Here is a 24371-nt window from a genome sequence, read left to right on the forward strand (position 1 = left end):
AGAAGGTGAGTTACCTCGGGTTACGCCAAGGTCGCCGGGCCGACCTTCACGACCTCGCCGATGACGATCACGGCCGGCGGCTTGACCTCCTGCGCGGTGACGGCCTCGGCGGCCGTGGCGAGGGTCGCGTCGACGCGGCGCTGGGCGGCCGTGGTGCCCTCCTGGATCAGGGCGACGGGGGTGTCCGGGGACTTGCCGTGCGCGATGAGCGTCTCGGCGACCCTTCCGATGGTGCCGACGCCCATGAGGATCACCAGCGTGCCGGTCAGCTTGGCCAGGGACGGCCAGTCGACCAGGGAACGCTCGTCGTCCGGCGCGATGTGCCCGCTGACCACCGTGAACTCGTGCGCGACGCCTCGGTGGGTGACCGGAATGCCCGCGGCGCCCGGAACCGAGATCGAGCTGGAGATACCGGGCACGACCGTGCACGGGATGCCGGCCTCGGCCAGCGCCTGGACCTCCTCCATGCCCCGGCCGTAGACGAAGGGGTCGCCGCCCTTGAGGCGTACGACGGACTTGCCCTGCTTGGCGTGCTCGATCAGGGCGTTGTTGATGGCCTCCTGGGCCATGAAGCGGCCGTACGGCAGCTTCGCCGCGTCGATGACCTCGACGCTGGACGGCAGTTCCGCGAGGAGGTCGCGCGGGCCCAGGTGGTCGGTGATGACCACGTCCGCCTCGGCGAGCAGCCGACGGCCGCGGACGGTGATCAGGTCCGGGTCGCCGGGGCCGCCGCCGACGAGGGCGACGCCGGGGGTGCGGGTGCGGTGGTGGGGGGCGACGAGGGTGCCGTCGCGGAGGCCCTCGACGACCGCGTCCCGGATGGCGGCGGTGTGGCGCGGGTCGCGGGACCTGGTGTCGGTGGTGAGGATCGCGACGGTGACGCCCTCGCTGGTTCCCGTGGCCGGGGTCCAGGCGGTGGCGGCGTCGGCGTCGTCGGAGCGGACGCACCAGACGCGGTTGCGCTCCGCTTCGGTGGAGGCCGCTCGGTTGGCCTCGGGGTCGCTGGTGGCGATGAGGGCGTACCAGGCCTGCGCGAGGTCGCCTTCCTCGTACGGGCGCTTGTGCCAGGTGATCTCGGCCGCGTCTGCCATGGCCTCGACGGAGGGGGTTGCCGTGGGGGATACGAGGTGGATGTCCGCGCCCGCTGCGATCAGGGCCGGGAGGCGGCGCTGGGCGACTTGGCCGCCGCCGAGGACGACGACCCGGCGGCCGGTGAGGCGGAGGCCTACGGGGTAGGCGGGGTTTTCGGCCATGAGGGTGCGGCTCCCTTTCGCGGCGGCGGTGCGATGCCCTGACGTGCGGATTTTACGGGGCGGGTACGGAAGGCGGCGCAGGTGTCCGGTGGCTGAGAGCATCGCCGGGTGCGGGTGGGTGGGGCTGTGCCCACCCGTTCCTCCCCCAGTGCCCTGAAGGCCTGGGGGGGGGATCCCCAGCGGAACGACTGCCCACAGCCCACCGGCTGCCTGCGTTTCGCCACGCGCTACTTCTCGGTGACCCCGGCCGAGTCGAACGTCGCCACCTCGTGCATCGCTCTCGCCGTGCTCTGGACCAGGGGCAGGGCCAGGAGGGCGCCTGTGCCCTCGCCGAGGCGGAGGTCCAGGTCGACCAAGGGGCGCAGGCCCAGCTTGTTGAGGGCTGCCACGTGGCCCGGTTCCGCGCTGCGGTGGCCGGCGATGCAGGCTGCCAGGACCTCGGGGGCGATGGCTCGGGCCACCAGGGCCGCGGCGCCCGCGCTCACGCCGTCCAGGATCACCGGCGTACGCAGGGACGCGCCGCCCAGCAACAGGCCCACCATCGCCGCGTGTTCGAAGCCGCCGATCGCGGCGAGGACGCCGATGGGGTCGGCCGGGTCGGGCTGGTGGACTTCGAGGGCGCGGCGGACGACCTCGGTCTTGCGGGCGAGGGTCTCGTCGTTGATGCCGGTGCCGCGGCCGGTCACCTCGGCCGGGTCGACGCCGGTGAAGACCGAGATCAGGGCCGCCGAGGCGGTCGTATTGGCGATGCCCATCTCGCCCGTGAGCAGGGCCTTGTTGCCCGCCGCCACCAGGTCGCGGGCCGTCTCGATGCCCACCTCGATGGCCTGCTTGGCCTCTTCGCGGGTCATCGCGGGGCCGGTGGTCATGTCGGAGGTACCGGCCCTGACCTTGCGCGGGAGGAGGCCCGGCGTCGCGGGGAGGTCAGCCGCCACGCCTACGTCCACCACGCAGACCTCCGCGCCCACCTGGCCCGCGAACGCGTTGCAGACCGCGCCGCCGCCCAGGAAGTTGGCCACCATCTGGGCCGTCACCTCCTGGGGCCAGGGGGTGACGCCCTGGGCGTGCACACCGTGGTCGCCCGCGAAGATCGCGACCGCCGCGGGCTCCGGGATCGGCGGCGGGCACTGGCGGGACAGGCCGGACAGCTGGGCGGAGATGATCTCCAGCATGCCGAGCGCGCCGGCCGGCTTGGTCATGCGCTTCTGCCGCTCCCAGGCCTCGCCGAGCGCCTTGGCGTCCAGCGGACGGATCTGGGAGACGGTCTCCGCGAGCAGGTCGTGCGGGTCCTCGCCGGGCAGGGCGCGGCGGCCGTACGTCTCCTCGTGGACGACCCAGGACAGCGGGCGGCGCTTGGACCAGCCGGCCTGCATCAGCTCGGGCTCGTCCGGGAACTCGTCGACGTACCCGACGCACAGGTAGGCGACGACCTCCAGGTGGTCGGGCAGGCCGAGGGTGCGGACCATCTCGCGCTCGTCGAAGAAGCTGACCCAGCCGACGCCGAGGCCCTCGGCGCGGGCGGCGAGCCAGAGGTTCTCGACGGCGAGCGCGGAGGAGTACGGCGCCATCTGCGGCTGCGTGTGGCGGCCCAGGGTGTGCCTGCCGCCGCGGGTCGGGTCGGCCGTGACCACGATGTTCACCGGGGTGTCGAGGATCGCCTCGATCTTCAGTTCCTTGAACTGCTTCGCCCTGCCCTTGGGCAGCGACTTCGCGTACGCGTCGCGCTGCCGCATCGCCAGCTCGTGCATCGTGCGCCGGGTCTCGGCGGAACGGATGACGACGAAGTCCCAGGGCTGCGAGTGGCCGACGGACGGAGCCGTGTGGGCGGCCTCCAGGACGCGGAGCAGCACCTCGTGCGGGATGGGGTCGCCGCGGAAGCCGTTGCGGATGTCCCGGCGCTCGCGCATGACCTTCAGTACGGCCTCGCGCTCGGCGTCGTCGTAGGCGGGCGCGGCCGGGCCTGTGGACTGTCGTGCTTCTGCCACTGCGGCCGTGCTCTCTTCCTGCTCGGCGGCCCGGGTGTCCAGGTCCTCCGCGTGCTGTACCGGTTCGGGGTCGCCCGCACGCGGAGCGGGGACCGAGAGGGGCTCCTCGGCGGGGAGGACGATCGGCTGCGGCGGGGTCGGCGCGAGGTGCGGGGTGGTCGGCACCTGGCCCTCCACCGGCACGAACTGCCCCAGGGGCTGCTCCGGTTGGGATTCCATCAGCACACCGGCCTCCGGCGTCTGCATCTGGGGCCCGGCCGGGTCGGCGACGTACGGCTGGGGCGCGGGGGCCTCCGGCTCCTCGGGAGCCAAGGGCACGGGCTGCGCTTCGAGGCGCTCGGGCTGGAGGGCGGGCTCGGGGGTGATGGCAGGGGCCTCCGCGGCGGGTGCCTCCGCTACGACGGGGACGGCGGGCTCGGCCGGCGGCTCGGCGGGGGCGGCCACGAAGAGGGTGGGAGCCGCGAGGGCCTCCGGAGCGGGTTCCGGCGCGGGGGCCTCGGGCGCGAGGTCGGGTGCGGGAACCTCGGACGCGGGTACCGGTTCGACCTGCGGGGCCTCGGGCGCGGGCGGTTCCTCGACCGCGGCCGCGAGCGGCTCGGGCTCGGCGAGCACGGGGGCCTCGGCTACGACGGGGGCTGCGGGCTCGGGCTGCGGGGCGGGCTCGGGTACGGCGGCCTCGACAACCGCCGGAGCCTCCGGCGCCACAAGCTCAGTCACGGGCGGCTCCGGAACTGCGACGGGCTCCGGGTCGGGCACCACGGGGATCTGAACAGCGTCGGCGGCCTGGTCGGCCGTAGGCGCAGCCGCCTCGGCGTCCTGCGCAACCTCGGGCGCCGCCACCGGCTCGACCAACGGCACGGCTTCGGCGACCGGCTCCACGGCCTGGACGCCCTCGAAACCGGCGCCCGAGTCGCCCCCGGCCACCGGGAACTGCTCGGCGGGCACGGAAGCCTCTGCCACGATCGGAGTCACCGGAACCGGCCCGGCCTCGGCCTCCTCGGGCGCGGGAACCGGCGTCGGCTCGACCCCCTGCGGCTCCTGGGCGGAGTGACCGAGCTCCGGCCCCTCCATGGGCTGCGCGGCGTGACCGAACTCCGCCCCCTCCACGGGCTGCGCGACAGCGACGGTCTCCGTGGCGAGGCTGGCCATGGCCGCCTGGGCCGCGTCGGCAGGCTCGGGAGCCGGTGCGGGCGACGGAACAACCGTTTCGGCAGCCGACACCTCGGCGCTTTCCTGAGCGGGCGCCGGGACTCCCCAGGGCGCCGCCGGCTGGGGCCCCTGGATGTCGAGGTACTCCGGGCCTGCCGTGGGCGGCCCCGGCTGCCGTACCGGCGGTGCTCCCACCGCGCCGCGGTCGGCGAGTGAGCGGACCGGGCTGGCGGAGGCGTCGGGGGTCGGCGGGCCGAGATGCAGCGGGCGCCGCGGGGCCGTCGGCGGCACCGGCGCCGGACCGGGCATCCGGACCGCGCTGAGGTCGACCGCGCCGCTGTCCCGGCCGGACATCTCGTGCGCACCGGGTTCGTGCAGGGCCTCCACGACCGGTTCCGGCGCGGGCGGGGCGACCTCGTTGCCCCAGGCGCTCTGGGCGCCGGGCAGCAGCAACAGGTCTTCGTCCTCGGCGGTGGTCTCGGAGAGGTAGGTGTACGCACCGGGCGCGGGGACGCCCGGCTGATCCACCATGCCTGCGTTCTCCGGCAGTCCCTCGCCCGGAACCTGGCCGGTGTCGGTCATGCGTACCCCTCGCCCATCGGATTAGTGCTTCTACGACCTGCTCACCCGGAACGGCGCACCGACCGCCCCGTAGTGAAGAACGAGCGTGTGTGCCCAGCGGCACGAACGACCCGTCCACAAAGACGACAAAGCCATTTACTGGCATTGTCGCGGCCGTTCCCCCGTCACGACAGCTTCATCCGTGACGATCCCGCTGTGGACTGCGCCACGTTGCGCGTCCTCCGGTTCTGCCGTACCACACTCACCCCAAAACGGGCGTGTTTTCCGGACATTGACCGACGAAGCGTCGGGCGTCCGAGTGCGGTGCAACGATCGGCCAGCCTACCGCGCGCGGTACGACAACAGGATCACGGGGACGGGATCGGCGTCAGCCCGTACGGTCCGGCAGCAGGCCGCTGAGCAGGAACGCGACGCTCCGTTCGCGCTCCGTCCAGGCCCGCGTGTCGAGTTCGACGGACTGGAGCAGGGCGCACTCGACCCGGTAGCCGTGTTCGGTCAGGTCGCGGCCGATGAGTTCTGCCTCGTCGCGGGTGGCCGCGTGGGTGACGATGCGCTGCGGGCGGCGGTCCGCGACCGCGGAGACGACCGCCGCTCCCCCGCCGCCGACGCGTACGACGTCGGGTTCGGGCAGGTTCTCCAGAACGTGCGGGGCGGTGCCGTGTACGACCTGGAGCTGGACGCCGAGGGCGCGCGCGTTGGACTCGGTGCGCTCGCAGGCCCGTGGATCGCGGTCGACGGCGATGATGGCGGCCCCGGCCCGGGCGGCCTCGGCGGCGAAGGCACCGCTGCCGCAGCCGATGTCCCACACCAGATCCCCCACGCGCGGTCCCAGCCGGGCGAGTTGGGCCGCGCGCAACGGCTCCAGCTCGCCCTCGCCCATCAGACCGCCGTAGGTCTCGGCGGGCAGGGTCCAGCCGCGCGGGGTCGCCGACGGGTCGCGGCCCGCGATCCAGCCGCCGCCCTCCGCGACCCCGGCCGGGCCGCCGATGACGATGACGACGTTGGGGTCGCGCCAGGTGTGGTCGGCGGCCTTGTCGGAGGTGACGACGGTGACCTGTTCGCGTTCGGTGCCGAGTTCCTCGCAGATGACGAAGGTGCGGTGGACGCCCTCCAGGAGGAGTCCGAGTTCGGCGGGTCCCGCGCCCGGTGAGGTGAGGACGGCGACCTTGGTGTGGGCGCGGCACACATTCACCGCGCGTCGCAGTGTGCGGCGATGTGCGACGACTACTTGTGCGTCGTCCCAGGGCATGCCGGCGCGGGCGAAGGCGGCGGCGACCGAGGAGACGGCGGGCACGACCTCGACCTCCAGGCCGAACTCGGGCGCGCGCAGGGTCCGTACGACTCCGAAGAAGCCGGGGTCGCCGTCGGCGAGCACCACCGCGGTGCCGCGGTGGCCGGCGATCCGGCGGGCGGCGAGGGCGACACTGCCGAGGCGGATGCGCTCGGCGGCGGGGGGCACCTCGGGCAGCGCCAGGTGATGTGCGGCGCCGGCCACCAGCGTGGCGGCGCCGAGAGCGGCGCGTGCCGCGGAAGTCAGCGGCGAGCCGTCCCAGCCGATCACCGTGACCCGGTCGGCCATCGTCGTCGTCTCCAGGGGTTTACGCAGGTGGACGGGGCAGCCCGAGGGTATCCCGGCCGGGTGGGGTCAGTTCCAGTCGGAGTACGACGTGAAACCGCCGGAGTCGGCCAGCTGCTCCCCCGCGCCCTCCAGGTCCTCCGGCAGCAGGCTCCAGACGATGAAGTCGGTGCGCACATCGGTCCAGGTGCCGTCGTCGGTCCGTACGTGCGCTATGCAGGCGTTGCGCAGGACTCCCTCGCTGATGCAGCCGATCTTCTGGGCGACCTGCTGCGAGGCGGTGTTGCCGGCGGCTGTGCGCAGCTCGATGCGCTCGAACTTCTGGTCGCCGAAGAGCCATTGGGCGGTGGCGAGGGCGGCCTCGGAGGCGTAGCCCTCGCCGCGGGCCCAGGGGGCGACGATGTACGACAGCTCGGTGGAGCGGATGTGCCAGTTGGTCTTGCCGAGTTGGATGATGCCGACCAGGCGCTGAGTGAGGAACTCGGTTACGGCGAGGTCGAGACCGTGGCCCCCGGTGCGCTGGGTGGGGGCGTAGTCGGTGATCCAGGTGTGGGCGACGGCCTGGGTGAAGGGCTGCGGGACGTCGGTCCAGGCGGCGACCTGCTCGTCGTTCATCATCTCGGTCAGGGCGGGCACGTCGTCCTCGTCGAGGGGACGCAGCACCAACCGCTCCGTGCTGATGGAGATGTTGGGGAAGGTGCTCGTCATGCGCCGCTCCGTAACCTTCGAAACCGTCAGGCCTGCTGAACTGCCCAGCATGCAGCATGAAACCACCGCACCGCACCACAGGGGTCCTCCCTGTGCTGCGGTGCGGTGGTCACAAGGCTCGTGTCAGAACGAGGCGATGACGGAGCCGGCGTACTTGTCCTCGATGAACTTCTTGACCTCGGGGGAGGTCAGGAGCTTCGCGAGCTTCTTGACGCGCGGGTCGTCCTCGCTGCCTTCCTTCACGGCGAGGAAGTTGCCGTAGGGGTTGTCCGTCGCGGACTCCAGGACGAGGGCGTTCTCGGCGGGCTTCAGGTCGGCCTCGATGGCGTAGTTGCCGTTGATCACCGCGGCGTCCACGTCGTCCAGGGAGCGCGGGGTCTGGGCCGCCTCCAACTCCTTGAACTTGAGGTTCTTGGGGTTCTTGGTGATGTCGGCCGGGGTCGCTTCGTTGCCCACGCCGTCCTTGAGCGTGATGATCCCGTTGGCGTCAAGCAGCTTGAGGGCACGGGCCTCGTTGACGCTGTCGTTCGGGACGGCGATCGTGGCACCGCTCTTGAGGTCGTCGGCGCTCTTGACCTTGTTGGAGTAGAGGCCGAGCGGCTCCAGGTGGACCGTGACGACGGGCACGATGTGGGTGCCGTTCTTCTTGTTGAAGTCGTCGAGGTACGGCTGGTTCTGGAAGTAGTTGGCGCCGACCGATCCGTCCTCCGTCGCCGTGTTCGGCGTGACGTAGTCGGTGAACTCCTTGACCTCCAGGTCGAGGCCCGCGTCCTTGGCCAGGTTGTCCTTCACGTAGGTGAGGATCTCGGCGTGCGGGACGGGGCTCGCGGCGACGACCAGCGGGCCGCTGGTGTCGGCGGAGGCGGAGTCGCTGTCGGAGGAGCCGCAGGCGGTGAGCCCGAAGGTGAGGGCTCCGGCGGCGAGAACGGCGGTGGTGATCTTGGCGGTGTTACGCACGAAAAGTGCCTTTCCTGATGGGTGGAGCAACCCCGTGATGGGTGTACGGGGAGAACTAGACGGTCTTGCTGGTGGCGGTGGACGCCTTCAGCAGCCGAAGCCTGGGCGCGGGACCTGCGGTCCCGCTGCGGCGGTGCAGGGAGCGGGCCGCGTAGTCGCCGGCGAACTGGATGAGGGAGATGACCACGGCGAGGATCGCCACGGTGATCCACATCAACTCGGTCTCGAAGCGCTGGTAGCCGTAGCGGATGGCGATGTCGCCGAGGCCGCCGGCGCCGACCGTGCCGGCCATCGCGGAGTAGCCGATGAGGGCGACGATGGTGGTCGTGGTGGAGGCGATCAGCGAGGGCAGGGACTCCGGTACGAGGACCTTGCGGACGATCGTCCAGGTGTTGCCGCCCATCGACTGCACGGCCTCGACGAGCCCGCCGTCCACTTCGCGGACAGCCGTCTCGACAAGGCGCGCGAAGAAGGGGATCGCGCCGATGGCGAGCGGCACGATGGCGGCCTCACGGCCGATGGTCGTGCCGGTGATGGAGCGGGTGAACCCCATCAGCGCGACCATGAGGATGATGAACGGCATCGAGCGGGCGACGTTCACGACCTGCCCGATGACCTTGTTGGCGACGACGTTCTGGAGCAGTCCGCCCTTGTCCGTGAGGACCAGCAGGACGCCGAGCGGAAGGCCGCCGACGACGGCGATGAGCGTGGACCAGCCGACCATGTAGAGGGTGTCCCAACACGCCTGTTCCAGCAGCGGCTGCATCTCGGACCAGGTCATTACTTGGCACCTTCCGTGAGCAGAACGGGCTCCTGGCCCAGTACGTCGATCTGCAGGCCCTGTTCGCGCAGAAAGCCGATCGGCACGACGTTGTCCTCGTAGCGGCCGGGCAGTTCGATGCGCATCCGGCCGACCTGGAGGCCGCCGACGGTGTCGATGGCGGCGCCGAGGATCGAGATGTCGACGTTGTAGGTGCGGGCCAGCTGGGAGATGACGGGCTGGGTGGCGGCCTCGCCGTGGAAGGTGACGTCGACGACGGTGCGGTCGGCGTCGGTGGCGTCGCCGGTCACCGGGAACAGCGCGGAGGCCAGCTCGGAACCGGGGGTCGCGAGCAGCTCGCTGACGGTGCCGGACTCGACGATGCGGCCCTTCTCCATGAGCGCGGCCGAGTCGCAGATCGACTTCACCACGTCCATCTCATGCGTGATGAGCAGAACGGTCAGGCCCAGCTGCCGGTTCAGGTCGCGCAGCAGCTGGAGGATGGAGCGGGTGGTCTCGGGGTCGAGGGCGCTGGTGGCCTCGTCGGAGAGCAGCACCTTCGGGTCGCCGGCCAGCGCGCGGGCGATGCCGACGCGCTGCTTCTGACCGCCGGAGAGCTGGGCGGGATAGGCCCCGGCCTTGTCGGCGAGACCGACCAGGTCGAGCAGTTCGAGCGCCTTGCGGGAGCGCTCCTTGCCCGACTTGCCGAGGATCTCCAGCGGCAGCTCGACGTTGTCCTGCACGGTCCGCGAGGAGAGCAGGTTGAAGTGCTGGAAGACCATGCCGATACGGCTGCGCGCCTGCCGCAGTTCCCTGCCGGCGCGCGGTCCACGGCCGGCGAGCGCGGTGAGGTCCTGGCCGTCGACCGTCACGGTGCCGGCGGTGGGGCGCTCCAGGAGGTTGACGCAGCGGATGAGCGAGGACTTTCCGGCGCCGGACTGGCCGATGACGCCGTACACCTCGCCTTCGCGGACGTGCAGGTCGACGCCGTCGAGGGCGGTGACCTCTCGACCGCGGGTGCGGTAGACCTTGGTCAGGCCCGATGTGGTGATCACTGGGGGTTTCCATCACTGTCGAGTACGCGGGCGTGGGTGTGCCCTGGTACGGGAGGGAAGATGTGCGCGCGGCAGCCGGGTCACGTACGGCGGAAGGCGTACGGACATGCCGTGGCGGCTCGCTTCGGGGCGCGAGGCTCAGGAAGTGGTGCGGGGGCCCTCTAGAAGGCGCACATTCGACACATACAACGAGCACCGGGCGTCATGGTCGCCTCGGTCGCAAAGGTGCGGTTGCTCGTCGTGGTCATGCGATCAGTAAAGCAGACGGGGTACGCGGACCAAGAACCGCTGTCCGCAATGCGGACAGCGGTGGACGGTGGTCAGTCGCGGACGGAGATCTCGATGCCCCCGGCGGTGACCAGGGCGGACAGGGCCGAGAGGTCCTTCACCACCAGGTCGGCGTCGAGCTCGTGAGCCTGGTGGGTTGTGGCCAAGGCCACGGTGGTCATACCGGCGGCGCGGCCGGCCTGGAGACCGGCCGGGGCGTCCTCGAAGACGACGCAGCGGGCCGGGTCGACGCCCAGCTGACGGGCGGCGAGCAGATAGGGCTCGGGGTCGGGCTTGCCACGGGTGATGTCGTCGGCGCTGATCAGGGTCTTGGGGCGGATGCCGACGGCGTCGAGGCGGGCCTCGGCGAGCCGGCGGGTGGCGGAGGTGACGACGGCCCAGCGGTCGGCGGGCAGCGAGCCGAGGAAGGCCTGGGTGCCGGGCAGCAGCTCCACACCACCGTTGGGTACGTCCTCCACCTCCAGCGTCTCGATCCGTGCGACCGCCTCCGGCACGATGTCGGCGGGCAGCAGGTCGGCGGCTATCTCTACGGCCGGCCGCCCGTGCAGTTCGATACGTCCGAACTCTTCGGCGGTGATTCCGTACTCCTCTGCCCACTGCGTCCAGCAGCGGTCGACCGAGGCGAGCGAGGAGACGAGGGTGCCGTCGTTGTCGAACAGCAGGGCTTCGGCGTGGATGTGCATGCCCTCGACCCTACGGGGCCCGCAGGGGTCGGCCGCACCAGGCCTTTTGGCCCGTAATAGGGTCGCTGCATGCTTGATGCCCTGACGCTCGTGACCGGCGTCGCCGCGTTGCTGCTCGCCGCGTGGTGCGGCTTTGCCGCGTACCGCGATGAGCCGACGAAGGACTGGCACTTCATCGGGATGGCCGTGGTGACCCTGCTGGCGCTGGTCCAGCTGGTGGTCGGGATCGTGCAGTTGGCGCGCGGCGAGGACCCCGAGCAGGGGACGACGATCTTCGTCGCGTATCTGCTGGGCGCGTTCGCGTGTGTACCGGCGGCGGGGTTCATGTCGCTGGCCGAGCGGACCAAGTGGGGTTCGATCACGGTCGCGGCCGGCGCTGTGGTGCTCGCCGTGCTGGAAGTGCGGCTCTATGACATCTGGGGAGGCTGAGATGACGGCCGTGGAAGGCAAGCGGACCCGGCTCATCAGTGGGCCCGGGATGCTGCTGGTCTGGCTGTACGGCGTGATGGTCGTCGGCGCGGTGTCGCGCTCGGCGGTCCAGATCTCGACCGAGTTCGACCACGCCCCGCTCGCCTACTCGCTGTCGGCGGTGGCGGGGCTGGTCTACGGGTTCATCACGTACACGCTGGTGCGGGGCGGAGAGACGGCCCGCAAGGCGGCGCTGGTGTGCTGCGCCGCGGAGTTGTTGGGCGTGTTGGTGGTCGGCACCTGGACCCTGGCGGACCCCTCGGCGTTCCCCGACGCGACGGTCTGGTCCGACTACGGCATGGGGTACCTGTTCATCCCCGTACTGCTGCCGCTGTCGGCGATCTACTGGCTGCGCAAGGCCGGCACGGTCAAGCCGTAGCCGCGTACGTCCCCGCCGCCTTCTCCAGGACGATCATCGGCACGCCGTCCTTGCCCTCCGACGTGCCCACCGCCGTGTAGCCGACCTTGCGGTAGAGGCCGAGGCTGCTTTCGCTGCGGTGGCCGGTGTGGAGGCGGAAGCGGGTCGCGCCGCGCTCGGCGGCGAGGGCGGATTCGGCCGCTCGGAGGAGCCGGGCGCCGATGCCGTGGCCCTGGAGGCGGGGGTGGACGCAGAGCTTGCCGATGGCGGCGGCGCCGTCCTCGGTGACCGAACCGCGGACCGAGCCGACCACTTCGTCGCCGAGACGCGCCACGAAGACACAGTCCTTGGCGACTTCCTCCCGCACCGAGTCCAGCGTCTGGACGAGCGGGTCGATGCGGTAGTTGCCGTACAGGGCCGCCTCGCTCTGGAAGCAGAGGTACTGCAACTTGAAGATCTGCTCCGCGTCCTGCTCGGTCGCCGCAGAGATGGTCACGCTCATGCCCATGTGCGCACGCCTCCCGCTCACCTGATCACCTGTCGTCCCTCACTCCTATCCCCGCGCTCCGGTGGCCGCAACCTCCGGCGTCAGCAATCGCCGTAGACAACCCAGGCATCTGGAACGTTCCGGGCCAAGACTGCCCTGTGAGATACCCAACTCCCCCGCGATCTCCCGGTATGTCATGTCCCTCGGCGAGAGCAGCGCCTCGACCAGGCTGGGGCAGCGGCCGGGCAGCCGGCGGACGGCGTCGCGCAGGGCGCGGTGGCGTGCGGCCCTCAGGGCGAGGTGTTCGGGGTCGCGGTCGGACTCGTCCGCGGGTTCGGCGTCGTACGGCCGTTCGAGGCGGTTGGTGCGGCGGGCGCGGCGGACCTCGGAGCGGACGGCCGAGCGGAGCCAGCGCTCGGGGTCGGGCGGTGGGCCCTGGGCGTCGAGGAGCTCCAGGAGGCGCAGCCAGACCGCCTGTTCCAGGTCACCGGGCTCGGTTCCGGAGGCGTGCGCCTCGGCGGAGGCCTCGGCGGTGAGCAGCGGGCGCAGCGCGAGGACGTCGAGAACAAAGTCGTGTGTCATATGCAGCACGACGCGGCCGCCCGGGCGACGGGTTGCCCGGGCGGCCGCTTGTCACCCCAACCGGGGTGTGGGGCTCAGCCGTTGACGAAGTCCTCGCGGGCCAGCAGACCGGTGTCCGGCTGGTCCGTGAAGACGCCGTCGATGCCGGTGGCGAAGTACGTCTTGTACGCGCCGAAGACATCGCCGTAGGCGTCCGCGTCGGTGCCCTTGCGGAAGTCCGCGGGCAGGAACGGGTTCTCGTTGCGCAGCGTCCAGGGGTGCAGGACCAGGCCCACCTTGTGCGCGTCGGCGACCAGGGTGGTCGGCGTGGTGAGCTTGCCGCTCGCGTCCCTCGGGATGATCAGGTCGAGGGTCGGGCCGATGCCCTGGGCGTAGGAGGCGATCTCGCGCAGCCCGGCCGGCTTGACCAGATCGGCGACGGTACGCGGGTCACCGCTGTCCACGAAGTCGTACGGCCGTGTGCTCGGGCCGGACAGCAGTACCACCAGCGGGTTGTCGATGAGCTTGTGGAGGCGCTGGATGCTGGTCGGCTCGAACGACTGGACGATGACCGGCGAGTTCCACTTGTGCTTGCCGTACTTGCGCAGCACCTTGGCGATCCGCTCCTCCAGGCCGAGGCCCAGCTTGCGGAAGTAGGTGGGGTGCTTGAGTTCGGGGTAGATCCAGACCTGCTTGCCGCGCTTGCGGGTCTGCTCCTCCTGCCACCGCAGCACCTCTTCGAAGGTGGGGATCTCGAAGCGGCCGTTGTACAGGGTGTTGTGCGGGCGGTTGGCCGGGATGCGCTCGATCGCGCGGAGCGTCTTGAGCTCGGCGAGCGTGAAGTCCTCGGTGAACCAGCCGGTCACGGAGACGCCGTCGAGCAGCTTGGTGGTCTTGCGGCCGGCGAACTCGGGGTGGTCGGCGACATCGGTGGTGCCGCCGATCTCCGGCTCGTGGCGGCAGACGAGGTGGCCGTCCTTGGTGGGCACCAGGTCACCGGCCTCGACGATGTCGGCGCCCATGTCGAGGGCGAGCTGGTAGGCGGCGAGCGTGTGCTCGGGGCGGTAGCCGCTGGCACCGCGGTGCCCGATGATCGTGGGCTTGGGCAGGCTCTTCACACCACCCGCGTACCCCGCGCCGGCGGCTCTTGCCGTACCGGACAGTCCGAGCACCGCTCCGCCCGCACCCAGCACCGCCGCGCCGAGCAGTGCCCGCCGTCCGGTCCCGCGCGCCTGCTCGTCCGACTCCTGCGTTCCCATGAGCGGCCTCCTGCCCTCGGCTCTTCAGTGCGGGCCGATCGTAGGTGCCCGTCCATGACCGGCGGGAGTCCCCGGATCGAACACGCGGGTGACGCCGGATGTCGTGTGGGGACAGAGTTCTGACGGACCGTCGGCATCGGACGCATGGCGCGGGGTAGGCGTGGGGAGGACGTCCCGACGCGGGTCGGCGCGACGTCCGTCACACCGTTCCGCGCGGGTTTCCGGCAGGCGACGGCACAGCACCGCAGGTAAACCTGCGTCAACAGTGCGTAAGACCTCCGTGAACCCGATGTGCGCGACCCCGGGGACCGCGAGTATCGTCCTCACCTGCACAGACTTATATCGACCCCCTTGACACCGGAGGGCCCGTTGTCCCGCTTCGCGCTCATCAAGGCAGTGCTCGGACCGATCATGCGCCTGATGTTCCGCCCACAGGTGGAGGGCGCGGAGCACATCCCGGGCGACGGTCCGGTCATCCTGGCCGGCAACCACCTCACGTTCATCGACTCGATGATCCTTCCGCTCGTCTGCGACCGGCAGGTCTTCTTCATCGGCAAGGACGAGTACGTCACCGGCAAGGGGTTCAAGGGCCGGCTGATGGCCTGGTTCTTCACCGGCGTCGGCATGATCCCGGTGGACCGGGACGGCGGCAAGGGCGGGGTCGCGGCGCTGATGACCGGGCGCCGGATCCTGGAGGAGGGCAAGGTCTTCGGCATCTACCCCGAGGGCACGCGGTCGCCCGATGGGCGGCTGTACCGCGGGCGGACCGGTATCGCGCGGCTGACCCTGATGACAGGGGCGCCGGTGGTGCCGTTCGCGATGATCGGCACGGACAAGATTCAGCCGGGGGGTGCGGGGTTTCCCAGGCCTTCGAAGGTGACCGTTCGTTTTGGCGAGGCCATGGAGTTCTCGCGGTACGACGGGATGGGGCGGGATCGGTATGTGCTGCGGGCGGTGACCGATTCTGTGATGGCTGAGGTCATGCGGTTGTCCGGGCAGGAGTATGTGGACATGTATGCGACGAAGGCGAAGGAAGCCGCGTAAGCCCCTAACGGGGTGCTTTTCCTCCCGAGGCCGGGAAGCGCAGTACGAACGTCGAGCCCTCGCCGACTTTTGAGTGCAGGTCTATCTGGCCTCCGTGGGACTCCACGATCTGTCGGACTATCGCCAGGCCCAGGCCCGCGTGGCGGTCTCTGGTGTCGGTCAGTGTTTTTGCCCGCCAGAAGCGGTCGAAGACCCTTGCCTGGTCATCGGTCTCGATGCCGGGGCCTTCGTCCTGTACCGCTATCCACAGGCTGTCCTCCGTGCGGCCCGTGCTGACCGTGATGCGGGTGCCGGGCGGGGACAGGCGTACGGCGTTGGAGAGCAGGTTGCCGACGGCTCGGCGCAGGGCGTCGTGGTCGCCGATGACCGTGAGGCCCGGTGCCAGCCTGCGCTGAAGGGTCAGGCCGCGTTCCGCCGCCAGCGGGGCGAACTCCTCGCACGCCTCGGTGGCCGCCGTCGCGAGGTCGACATCCGCGTCGGCGAGGGCGGGCGCGCTGCGGCGGGCCGTGGCGAGCAGGTCCTCGACGAGACGCGTCATCCGGGTGGTCGCACGGTCGACGCTGCGGGCGGCGGTGCGAAGCTCCTCCTCGTCGGACTCCTCGGCGGTCAGAACGGCGTCCAGGTTGGCGCGGATGATGGCGAGCGGGCTGCGCAGTTCGTGGGAGGCGTCGTCGATGAGCTGGCGCTGGGCGCGGAACGCCTCGTCGAGGCGGTCGAGCATGGAGTCCACGGTGTCGGCGAGGTCGCGCAGCTCGTCCTTGGGGCCCTGCAGATGGATGCGCTGGGAGAGGTCCGTGGCCTGGATCTCCGCGGCGGTGCGGGAGATGGCGCGTACGGGACGTAGTACGCGGCCGGAGAGGATCCAGCCCAGGGCGAGGCTGGCGACGGCCAGGCCGCCGAGTACGGCGAAGGAGAAGCGGCGCAGGTTGGCGAGGGTCTCGTAGTTGACGGCGGCCTCGACGTCCTCGACCTTCACGCCCTCGATCTCACCGACGTACACGTCACCCACGTACTTCGACGCCGTGAACTGCTTGGTGACGGGGGCCGCCTCGCCGCTGCGTTCCACGGCGACGTAGGTGCCGGCGAGGACGAGCGCGGTGAGCAGGAAGAGGAGGCCGGAGTAGAGGACGGTGAGGCGGAAGCGGATGGTGTGGGTGAAGGCGGGCAGACGGGGCCGTTTCACGGGGACTCCTTGAGCCGGTAGCCCTGCCGTATCACCGTCTCGATGAGCGGTTCCTCGTCGCCGGTGATCTTGCGGCGGAGGGAGCCGACCGTGACGCGCACGGTGTTGGTGAACGGGTCGGCGTACTCGTCCCACACGTGTTCCAGGAGCTCCTCGGCCGGTACCACACGTCCGGGGCGGGTCATCAGGTAGTGCAGGACGGCGAACTCCTTGGGGGTGAGGGCGAGCCTGCGGTCTCCGCGGTGGGCCTCGAAGCGGGCGGTGTCGAGGCGGAGTTCGCCGACCTCGACGACCGCGGTGCCGCCGTCCTCGCGGCGCAGCAACGCCCTGATGCGGGCGAGGAGTTCGGGCAGGGCGAAGGGTTTGACGAGGTAGTCGTCGGCGCCCTCGTCCAGACCGCGGACCCGGTCGGCGAGGCGGTCCCGGGCGGTGAGCATCAGGATGCGCGGCCCGCCGGGGGTGGCGCGGACGGCTCTGCACACCGAGAATCCGTCGCGGTCGGGGAGGTTGAGGTCCAGCAGGACGAGGTCGTAGTCATTGACGGTGAGCTTCTCGGTCGCGGTGTCGGCGTCCGGGGCGACGTCGACGGCGTAACCGGCTCTCTTCAGGCCCACCTTGAGGGCGACGACCAGGTCTTCCTCGTCCTCGACCACAAGCAGTCGCATGTCCGTCAGCTCCTCAGCCTCCGTCGATGATGGTCCGGGCGGCGGCCTCGGCGTCGGTCACGGGGATGGCAAAGCCGATGCCGATGGAGCCGGCCCTCTGCTGGTCCAACGTCGCGATGGCTGTGTTGATGCCGATGACTCGTCCTTCGGCGTCGACGAGGGGGCCGCCGGAGTTGCCGGGGTTGATCGAGGCGTCGGTCTGGAGCGCGCGGCGCTGTCCGGCGCCGGTGCCCTCGCCCAGGGTGACCGAGCGGTCGAGGGCGCTGACTATGCCGGAGGTGACGGTGCCGGTGAGACCGAGGGGGGAGCCGATGGCGAGCACGGTGTCGCCCACGGCGGGGCGGGCGCCGGTCGCCAGGCGGGCCGCGCGCAGTCCGCGGGAGGTTTCCGGCTCCAGTACGGCGACGTCGTGCTCGGGGTCGTCGCCGACCACCTCGGCGCTGAGCCGACGGCCGTCCTGCAACTCGACGAAGACGCGTGAACTTCCGTCCACGACATGGGCGTTGGTGAGAATGCGGCCACGCTCGTCGAAGACGAACCCTGAGCCCTGTCCGGTCGCGGTCTCCACGGAGACGACGCTGGGGAGCACACGTGCGGCTACGGCTTCCAGGTCGCCGGGGGCAGAGGCCTGTGCCGGGGCGGCGGGGTCTTGGTCACCGAGCGCGCCGGCGGCATAACCGGCGGCTCCGCCCGCTAGGACGGTGGCGAGAAGTAGGGCGGTGAGGGGGCGGGGGGTGCGGGCGGTGTGCGCTGGGGGCAGGGGTTTGGGTGCGGTGTCGTGGGAGATTGCGGGGAGTGCGGGCGGTGTGGGGTCGGGCGGCGGGCCGGGCAGGAACGCGGGGCCGCGAGGGGTGCCGAGGCCTGGGGGTGTGCCCGGGGTGGGTGCGCTCGCCCGTGCTTGCGGGGTGCCGCCCTTGTGTGGGTCGGGAGCCTCCCCAGCGGCACGACTGCCCGCGGCTTGGGGCGGGAGCGCGGCTTGCGCGGAGGCGGTGCCGCCGCCCGCGCCGCCGCCTGGGGCGGGGGCGGCCCCGCCCGCGCCCGTGGCTTGGGGTGGCGTGCCCGCCGTTTGCGTTGTGGAGTCGTCGGAGTTGGTCATGTGCAGCGCTCCTTGGGGGCGTCAGGGCAGGCGGGAGAACCACAACAGGGACGTCGCCGCGGCGAGCAGGGCCGTGGCCAAGCCCGCTGCGATGAACCACTGCCACACCTCGCGTTCCTCCGTGCGGTGGCCGACGGAGCTGCCTATGTCCTCGTATACGGACTGGAGTTCCTCTCCCGACGCGGCCTCGTGGAAGTCGCCGCCGGTGCGGGTGGCCAGGTCTTCCAGGGCGGGGCCGTCGACGGGGACGCGGAGGATGTCGCCGGACGCCGTTTCGATGACGCCGTCCTCCGTGCCGTAGGCGATCGTGGAGACCGGGATGCGGTCCGCGGCCACCTGCTCGGCCGCCGACTCCACCGACCGTCCGACCGTGTTGGCACCGTCGGACAGGAGCACGACATGGGCGGGCGGTGGCTCTGTCTCAGCCTGTCGGTCCAGCGTGCGGATCGCGTCGCGCGCCGCCATGACCGCCTCGCCGATCGCCGTGCCCTGGCCCGGGGTGAGCTGGTCGACGGCCCGGCTGAACAGCGTCCGGTCGGTGGTCGGCGGCACCGCGACCGACGCGCTGCCGCTGAAGGGCACGAGCCCGACGTTGAACCGCTCCGGCAGCCGCTCCACGAAGGTCAGCGCGGCCCGCTTGGCCGCCTCGAACCGCGTCGGCCTGACATCCGTGGCCTCCATCGAGCCCGAGACGTCGAAGGCCACGATGATCGTGGCCCGTTCACGCGGCACCTGTACGTCCGCGGTGGGCCGGGCGAACCCCACGACCAGCAGCGCGAGCATGGCGCAGAAGGCTCCCGCGGGCACGTGCCGGCGCCAGCCCGGCCGCCTCGGCGCGACCTTGTCCAGCAGCTCCAGGTTGGTGAAGCGGACGGCGTACCGGCCGCGTCGGCGCTGCATCACGACGTAGACGGCGATCAGCGCCGCCAGCGGCACCAGAAGCAGCAGCCAGCCCGGTGAACGCACGCTCATCGCATCCCCCTCATGCGGCACCGCCTCCCGCCCGGCGCCGCTGGTCCTCGACGTAGCGCACGACGTCCCGCACCCAGTCCCGGTCGGTACGCAGCCTGAGATGCGCGGCGCCCGCGCGGCGGATCGTCTGTTTGATCAGCGCCCGCTGTTCCAGGGCGGCTTCGGCGTAGCGCTCCCGCAGTTTCCGCGCGTAGGTGGGGATTTCGCGCCGCCGTCCCGTCTCGGGGTCGACGACGGTCAGCAACCCGACCGGAGGCAGCTCCAGTTCGCGCGGATCGACGATCTCGACCGCGAGGACCTGGTGGCGCCGGGCCACTGTACGCAGGGGTTGTTCCCAGCCCGTCTCCAGGAAGTCGGAGACGACCGCCACCAGCCCGCGCGCGGGCAGCGCCCGCAGGGCGTGCAGCGCGTCGGCGAGGGTGGTCTCGGGTGCGCCCGGCTCCACGCGCGGGCGGTCCAGGGCGGCGCGCAGGATAGTGAGCAGATGTCCTCGGCCGGTGCGGGGCGGGATGCGCCGTACGCCGTGCGGCCCGGTGAGCTGTACGCCGAGCCGGTTCCCGGCCCGTTCCGTGAGGAAGGCGACGGCCGCCGCCGCGCCGACCGCGAGGTCCCGCTTCTCCATCCGCGCCGTGCCGAAGTCCATGCTGGCGGAGGCGTCGAGGACGATCCAGGTGGTGAGTTCGCGGTCGGCGAGGGTGAGGCGCACATGCGGGACGGTGGTGCGGGCGGTGGCGTTCCAGTCCATCCGGCGTACGTCGTCGCCGATGACGTAGGGACGGCTCTCCGCGACCTCGCTGCCGGGGCCCGGAAGCAGGGACGGGTGGTCGCCCTGGAGCTGCCCGTCGGGGCGGCGGGTGAAGAGCAACTCAAGGTGTTTCAGGGCCTGTTCGGGGGTGAGTTCGCGCAGCGACGTGCTCATGCGGCGGCCCCCTCCGTGGCCTGGCGTGGGCTGATCCGGGGCTGTGGGACCGCCGCGAGCACCTCGCCGACGATCTCGGCCGGTGCGACTCCGTCGGCGAGCGCGTCGAAGGAGAGGACCAACCGGTGGGCGACGACCTCGTGGGCCAGGTCGCCGATGTCCTCGGGGAGGACGTAGCCCCGTCCGCGCAGCAGCGCCAGCGCACGGCCGGCGGCGACCAGGCCGAGCGTGGCGCGCGGTCCGGCGCCGTGCGCCAACCGGCGCTCGGGGCCCGCGAGTTCGCGGGTCGCGCAGACCAGTCGTACGGCGTACTCGGCGAGCGCGTGGTGCACGAACACCTCGTCGGCGGCTCGCTGGAGGGCGACGACCCGTTCGGGGGTCAGGATGCGGCGCGGGCTGGGCGGGTCGACGCTCATCCGGTAGAGGATGGCGAGTTCCTCCAGCTCGCTGGGCGCGGGCACCTCCACCTTGAGCAGAAAGCGGTCGCGCTGGGCCTCGGGGAGCCGGTAGACGCCCTCGGACTCGATGGGGTTCTGGGTGGCGAGGACGAGGAACGGCTCCGGTACGGGGAGGGTCGTGCCGCCGATGGAGACCTGGTGCTCGCCCATCACTTCCAGCAGCGCGGACTGCACCTTGGCGGGGGCGCGGTTGATCTCGTCGGCGAGGACGACATTGGCGATCACGGGGCCCGGTTCGATGTCGAACGTCTCCTGCGAGGGCCGGTAGATCCGGGTGCCGGTGATGTCGGAGGGGACGAGGTCGGGGGTGAACTGAAGCCGGGCGAAGTCTCCGCCGACGACGTGCGCGAGCGTTTTGGCGGCGAGCGTCTTGGCCACGCCGGGCACGCCTTCGAGGAGGCAGTGGCCGCGGGCCAGGACCGCGGTGAACATGCGTTCCACCATGCGGTCCTGGCCGACGATCACCCGTTTCACCTCGAAGAGGGCGTCTTCCAGGAGCTTGGCGTCCGGGTGTGCGGCGGTCACAGTGCGGGGCCGCCGCTCTCGGGACACTCCGCCTTCTCCGTGACGACGAACCTGATCTGTTCGCGGGGTTCTTTCTCGCCGTCGGCGGCCAGCGCGGTGCTGCCTCCGGTGAGGGCTGTGGCGCAGAGGGCGGCGACGGTGACTATCAGCTTTCGTGTGCGTCGAGTCATGGCGCCCAGACCATCAGGTCGGGGCGAAAAGGGGCTTAAAGCTGTCCGCTTTCCAACCGTTGGTTCCGCAGCATGAACCATGCTGCCACCGACGCCAGCAGGAGGACCGTTGCTCCCACTCCCGCCGCCAGTGCCAGGCCGTCCACGAAGGACTGGCGGGCCGCGTCCAGCATGCTCTGCGCGGTTTCCGTCGGCATTCCCGCTGCCGCTTCCACCGCGCCACCCAGCGATTCGTGTGCGCCTTCCGGGGTGCCCGTCGGGCCCGTGAAGCCTCGGTAGACGCCCGTCACGATCGAACCCAGTACCGCGATTCCCAGGGCCGCGCCCAGTTCGTACGCCGTTTCCGATACGGCCGAGGCCGCGCCTGCCTGTTCCTTTGGTACGGAGCCCAGGATGACGTCCGCGGTCACTGTGAAGGAGAAGCCGGCGCCTATGCCGACCACCAGCAGGGCAACGCCCAGCAGGGGGTAGCCGGTCGACTGGTCCAGGACCGTCAGGGCGGCCAGGGACAGACCCACTGCCGCCAGGCCGCCGGAGACCACCGCGCGTACCGAGAAGCGGCGGGCGGCTCGGCCCGCGATCAGGCCTGCTGCCACCGCGCCGATGGCGGCGGGGAGTTCGGCGAGGCCCGCCTCGAAGGGACCGCGGCCCTGGACGAGTTGCAGGTACTGGGAGAGGAAGAACACCAGGCCGGACAGGCCGAGGATGGTCAGCAGGTCGGCCAGGACTGCGCCGCTGAAACCGCGGTTGCGGAACAGGCGCATGTCCAGCAGCGGGGCGGGAAGCGTCAGTTGGCGGCGTACGAAGCCGTACAGCGCGGCCGCTCCCAGCAGGCCCACGGCGAGCGACTCCCACGCCAGGCCGTGCGACGCGAGCTCCTTGATGGCGTAGACGACGCCGACCATGCCGACCAGCGACAGCAGCACGCTGGGCAGGTCCCAGGGGCCGGGGTTCGGGTTGCGGGACTCCGGGAGCATCTTGATGCCGACCACGACCAGGACCGCCATCACGGGCAGGTTGATGAGGAAGACCGAGCCCCACCAGAAGTGTTCGAGCAGGAAGCCGCCGACGATCGGGCCGACTGCCGTACCGGCGGACGCAGTCGCGCCCCAGATGCCCACGGCAAGGCTGCGTTCGCGCGGGTCGTGGAAGAGGTTGCGGATCAGGGCGAGCGTGGCCGGCATCAGGGTGGCACCGGCGACGCCGAGCAGCGCGCGGGCCAGGATCAACATGTCGGGAGTGGTCGCGTACGCGTTCAGCACGGATATCGCGCCGAACGCCGTCGCGCCCACGAGCAGGATCTTCTTACGGCCTATTCGGTCGCCGAGGCTGCCCATGGAGACGAGCAGACCGGCGATGACGAAGGAGTAGACGTCACCGATCCAGAGGAGCTGGGTGCCCGAGGGGTTCAGGTCCTCGCTGATGTAGGGGGTCGCGAGACCGAGGACGGTCGCGTCCACGGCCACCAGCAGCACGGCGAGCACCAGGACGGACAGCGCGAGCCAACGGCCCGGGCGCTTCACCGCCTCGGTCGGGTTCGCCGGCTGCAGGGTGCTGGTCATGATTCCTCTCTCCGTACGGCGCCGCCGAGCAGGAGCTCGGCGATCATGTGTGTGAAGTCGTTGGCCGCGACCCTGCCCTCCTGGACAGCCCAGGCGCCGGAGGCCATCAGGCCGTACAGCGCCTCGGTGAGCCAGGCCGGGGTGAGGTCGATCCGGAACTCGCCGGACTCCTGGCCGCGCCGGAACACCGCGGCGATCCGGACATCGAGCCGGGCCCAGCCCTCGTTCTGCCCCTCGCCCTCGAACAGCTGGTTCTCGGAGTAGAGGAACGCGAGGAGTCCGGCCGCGGGCTCTATCTCGCGGACGAGCCGGCGTACGGCCTCGCTCGCGCCGCCCTCGTCCAGCCGGGCCGCGTCCAGCGCGGCCTCGCACTCCGCGATACCGAGCGCCTCCAGCGCCCGGACGAGCGCGTCACGCCCCGCGAAGTGGCGGTGCAGCGTGGCCCGGCTGATCCCGGCGGCCTTGGCGACCTCGTCCATGGTGGACGTGGATTTCCGGGTGAGCAGGGCGGCTGCGCTGCGCAGCACGTGGTCACGATCGACAGCCATGAGACAACCATAGCCCATATGAGACATCTTTGTCTCACGGTGGGCACGTGTGTCTCATGACCGTCGTGCTTCGTGAGTGATCAGTGCCAGGGCAGCTGACCGCGCCGCTCCCAGTACGCCCCCGGCTCCTCCACCAGCTCCGCGAGCCGGGTCAGCTGGTTCTCGTCCAGGTCCACGACGGGTGCGTGGAGGTTGGAGGCGAGCTGGACGACGGTGGCGGCGCCGGAGAGGACTACGCCCGCCCAGGGCTGGCGCAGGACATGGGCGAGGGCCACGGCGTCGGTGCCGAGGGAGGTTTCCGCCGCTACGGCCTTCAGCGCGTCCGGGGCGAAGGGCTCCGCGAGCCTTCCGTTGGCCATGGCCTCCTTGACGATCACCGTGAGTCCGGCGTCATGGGCCTCGGCCAGGGCGGGGGCGGCGGAGGTGTCCAGGAGGTTGTAGGTCGACTGGACCGTACGGAAGAGGGGCTCGTCGTCGACCGTCACGGCGAGGGCGGCGCGGATCGCGTCCGCCTGGGCGGGGCCGCTGGTGGAGAAGCCGACGGTAAGGCCCTCGGCCGCGGCCTCGGCCAGCTTGGCGTGCAGGTCCTTGTCGGTGAGGGCGGGGCTGTCCGGGGTCACCGAGTGAATCTGGTAGAGATCGAGCCGGTCGCCGAGCAGGGCGTCGGTCTCGGCGCGCTGACGCTCGTACGCCTGGAGGCTGTGGTCCTTGACCTCGTGCGTCTCGGCGTCCGCCGACCAGCCGGCGGTGTAGGTGTAGCCCCACTTGCTGCCGATGACCACGTCGTCAATATCGGGGCGGGCGTTCAGCCAGTCGGCGAGGAACTCCTCGGAGCGGCCGTAGGAACGGGCGACGTCGAAGTAGCGGACGCCTTGGGCGTAGGCGGCGTCGAGGAGTTCGTGGGTGCGGGTGCGCAGCGTTTCGACGGTGCGGTTCTCTCCGAGGTCTTCGTCTCGGCCGAGGTTGATGTAGCCGGGGCGGCCTACGGCGGCGAGACCCAGTCCGATGTGGCAGGTGGGGGTTGTTGCTGTGGCCAGTCGGGCGAAGGGCATCGCGGGCTCCGTTCGGTCGGTTCCTTACGGCTCATGACCAACGTAACC

Annotated in this window: 24 protein-coding genes; 3 read left to right on the top strand and 21 right to left on the bottom strand. The window is 71.2% G+C overall.

All coding sequences use genetic code 11. The features are described 5' to 3' along the window. Positions 1-20: 20 nt before the first annotated feature. The 8 genes from cobA to OHT76_RS08270 form a co-directional block, all read right to left on the bottom strand. A complete protein-coding gene (gene cobA, locus OHT76_RS08235; protein WP_328870084.1) occupies positions 21-1253 on the bottom strand; it encodes a uroporphyrinogen-III C-methyltransferase in 1233 nt (410 codons plus the stop codon). A gap of 227 nt (positions 1254-1480) precedes the next feature. Continuing rightward, positions 1481-4969, bottom strand: coding sequence for a nicotinate-nucleotide--dimethylbenzimidazole phosphoribosyltransferase (gene cobT / locus OHT76_RS08240; RefSeq protein ID WP_328870085.1), 3489 nt, complete (start codon positions 4967-4969; stop codon positions 1481-1483). 367 nt (positions 4970-5336) lie between these two features. Further along, positions 5337-6548, bottom strand: coding sequence for a precorrin-6y C5,15-methyltransferase (decarboxylating) subunit CbiE (gene cbiE / locus OHT76_RS08245; RefSeq protein ID WP_328870086.1), 1212 nt, complete (start codon positions 6546-6548; stop codon positions 5337-5339). A gap of 66 nt (positions 6549-6614) precedes the next feature. Then, positions 6615-7253, bottom strand: coding sequence for a GNAT family N-acetyltransferase (locus tag OHT76_RS08250; RefSeq protein WP_328870087.1), 639 nt, complete (start codon positions 7251-7253; stop codon positions 6615-6617). 123 nt (positions 7254-7376) lie between these two features. Then, on the bottom strand, positions 7377-8210 hold the full coding sequence (locus OHT76_RS08255) for a MetQ/NlpA family ABC transporter substrate-binding protein (RefSeq protein WP_328870088.1): 834 nt from the start codon (positions 8208-8210) through the stop codon (positions 7377-7379). Between the two features lie 55 nt (positions 8211-8265). Continuing rightward, positions 8266-8991, bottom strand: a complete 726-nt coding sequence (locus OHT76_RS08260; RefSeq protein ID WP_328870089.1) for a methionine ABC transporter permease — start codon at positions 8989-8991, stop codon at positions 8266-8268. Beyond that, complete coding sequence (locus OHT76_RS08265) at positions 8991-10025, bottom strand: methionine ABC transporter ATP-binding protein (RefSeq protein ID WP_328870090.1); 1035 nt, start codon at positions 10023-10025, stop codon at positions 8991-8993. The genes OHT76_RS08260 and OHT76_RS08265 overlap by 1 nt, the downstream gene beginning before the upstream one ends. A gap of 320 nt (positions 10026-10345) precedes the next feature. Then, positions 10346-10996, bottom strand: a complete 651-nt coding sequence (locus OHT76_RS08270; RefSeq protein ID WP_328870091.1) for an HAD family hydrolase — start codon at positions 10994-10996, stop codon at positions 10346-10348. Between the two features lie 69 nt (positions 10997-11065). On the opposite strand from OHT76_RS08270, the gene OHT76_RS08275 reads away from it, so the two are divergent. Together OHT76_RS08275 and OHT76_RS08280 are read left to right on the top strand one after the other, a co-directional pair. Beyond that, positions 11066-11425, top strand: coding sequence for a hypothetical protein (locus tag OHT76_RS08275; protein WP_328870092.1), 360 nt, complete (start codon positions 11066-11068; stop codon positions 11423-11425). Position 11426: 1 nt separating this feature from the next. After that, positions 11427-11843, top strand: coding sequence for a hypothetical protein (locus OHT76_RS08280; RefSeq protein ID WP_328870093.1), 417 nt, complete (start codon positions 11427-11429; stop codon positions 11841-11843). Here the strand turns inward: OHT76_RS08280 and OHT76_RS08285 are convergent. The 3 genes from OHT76_RS08285 to OHT76_RS08295 form a co-directional block, all read right to left on the bottom strand. Beyond that, positions 11833-12330, bottom strand: coding sequence for a GNAT family N-acetyltransferase (locus OHT76_RS08285; RefSeq protein WP_328876481.1), 498 nt, complete (start codon positions 12328-12330; stop codon positions 11833-11835). The genes OHT76_RS08280 and OHT76_RS08285 overlap by 11 nt on opposite strands. Positions 12331-12375: 45 nt before the next feature. Then, on the bottom strand, positions 12376-12891 hold the full coding sequence (locus OHT76_RS08290; protein ID WP_328870094.1) for a sigma-70 family RNA polymerase sigma factor: 516 nt from the start codon (positions 12889-12891) through the stop codon (positions 12376-12378). A 74-nt stretch (positions 12892-12965) separates the two neighbouring features. After that, entirely contained in the window at positions 12966-14129 is a 1164-nt protein-coding gene (locus tag OHT76_RS08295; protein WP_328870095.1) for a glycerophosphodiester phosphodiesterase, read from the bottom strand. A 369-nt stretch (positions 14130-14498) separates the two neighbouring features. Between OHT76_RS08295 and OHT76_RS08300 the strand changes: the two genes are divergently transcribed. After that, on the top strand, positions 14499-15173 hold the full coding sequence (locus OHT76_RS08300; protein WP_328870096.1) for a lysophospholipid acyltransferase family protein: 675 nt from the start codon (positions 14499-14501) through the stop codon (positions 15171-15173). 4 nt (positions 15174-15177) lie between these two features. On the opposite strand, the gene OHT76_RS08305 is transcribed toward OHT76_RS08300, so the two are convergent. From OHT76_RS08305 to OHT76_RS08350, 10 genes are all read right to left on the bottom strand, one after another. Further along, positions 15178-16356 carry a sensor histidine kinase gene (locus OHT76_RS08305; protein WP_328870097.1) on the bottom strand — a complete coding sequence of 393 codons (1179 nt, stop codon included), beginning with the start codon at positions 16354-16356 and terminating at the stop codon, positions 15178-15180. Further along, on the bottom strand, positions 16353-17021 hold the full coding sequence (locus tag OHT76_RS08310) for a response regulator transcription factor (protein ID WP_328870098.1): 669 nt from the start codon (positions 17019-17021) through the stop codon (positions 16353-16355). Before OHT76_RS08310 ends, OHT76_RS08305 begins: the two co-directional genes overlap by 4 nt. A gap of 13 nt (positions 17022-17034) precedes the next feature. Then, complete coding sequence (locus OHT76_RS08315; protein ID WP_328870099.1) at positions 17035-18117, bottom strand: S1C family serine protease; 1083 nt, start codon at positions 18115-18117, stop codon at positions 17035-17037. A gap of 21 nt (positions 18118-18138) precedes the next feature. Beyond that, positions 18139-19089 carry a VWA domain-containing protein gene (locus tag OHT76_RS08320; protein WP_328870100.1) on the bottom strand — a complete coding sequence of 317 codons (951 nt, stop codon included), beginning with the start codon at positions 19087-19089 and terminating at the stop codon, positions 18139-18141. 10 nt (positions 19090-19099) lie between these two features. Then, complete coding sequence (locus tag OHT76_RS08325; protein ID WP_328870101.1) at positions 19100-20008, bottom strand: DUF58 domain-containing protein; 909 nt, start codon at positions 20006-20008, stop codon at positions 19100-19102. Further along, complete coding sequence (locus OHT76_RS08330; RefSeq protein ID WP_328870102.1) at positions 20005-20991, bottom strand: AAA family ATPase; 987 nt, start codon at positions 20989-20991, stop codon at positions 20005-20007. The genes OHT76_RS08325 and OHT76_RS08330 overlap by 4 nt, the downstream gene beginning before the upstream one ends. Beyond that, positions 20988-21161, bottom strand: a complete 174-nt coding sequence (locus tag OHT76_RS08335; RefSeq protein ID WP_328870103.1) for a hypothetical protein — start codon at positions 21159-21161, stop codon at positions 20988-20990. The genes OHT76_RS08330 and OHT76_RS08335 overlap by 4 nt, the downstream gene beginning before the upstream one ends. Positions 21162-21196: 35 nt before the next feature. Further along, positions 21197-22723 carry an MFS transporter gene (locus OHT76_RS08340; RefSeq protein WP_328870104.1) on the bottom strand — a complete coding sequence of 509 codons (1527 nt, stop codon included), beginning with the start codon at positions 22721-22723 and terminating at the stop codon, positions 21197-21199. Continuing rightward, a complete protein-coding gene (locus OHT76_RS08345) occupies positions 22720-23271 on the bottom strand; it encodes a TetR/AcrR family transcriptional regulator (protein ID WP_328870105.1) in 552 nt (183 codons plus the stop codon). Before OHT76_RS08345 ends, OHT76_RS08340 begins: the two co-directional genes overlap by 4 nt. An 80-nt stretch (positions 23272-23351) precedes the next feature. Then, positions 23352-24323, bottom strand: a complete 972-nt coding sequence (locus OHT76_RS08350; RefSeq protein ID WP_328870106.1) for an aldo/keto reductase — start codon at positions 24321-24323, stop codon at positions 23352-23354. Positions 24324-24371: the final 48 nt, after the last annotated feature.

The organism is Streptomyces sp. NBC_00287 (assembly GCF_036173105.1).
GTDB lineage: Bacteria > Actinomycetota > Actinomycetes > Streptomycetales > Streptomycetaceae > Streptomyces.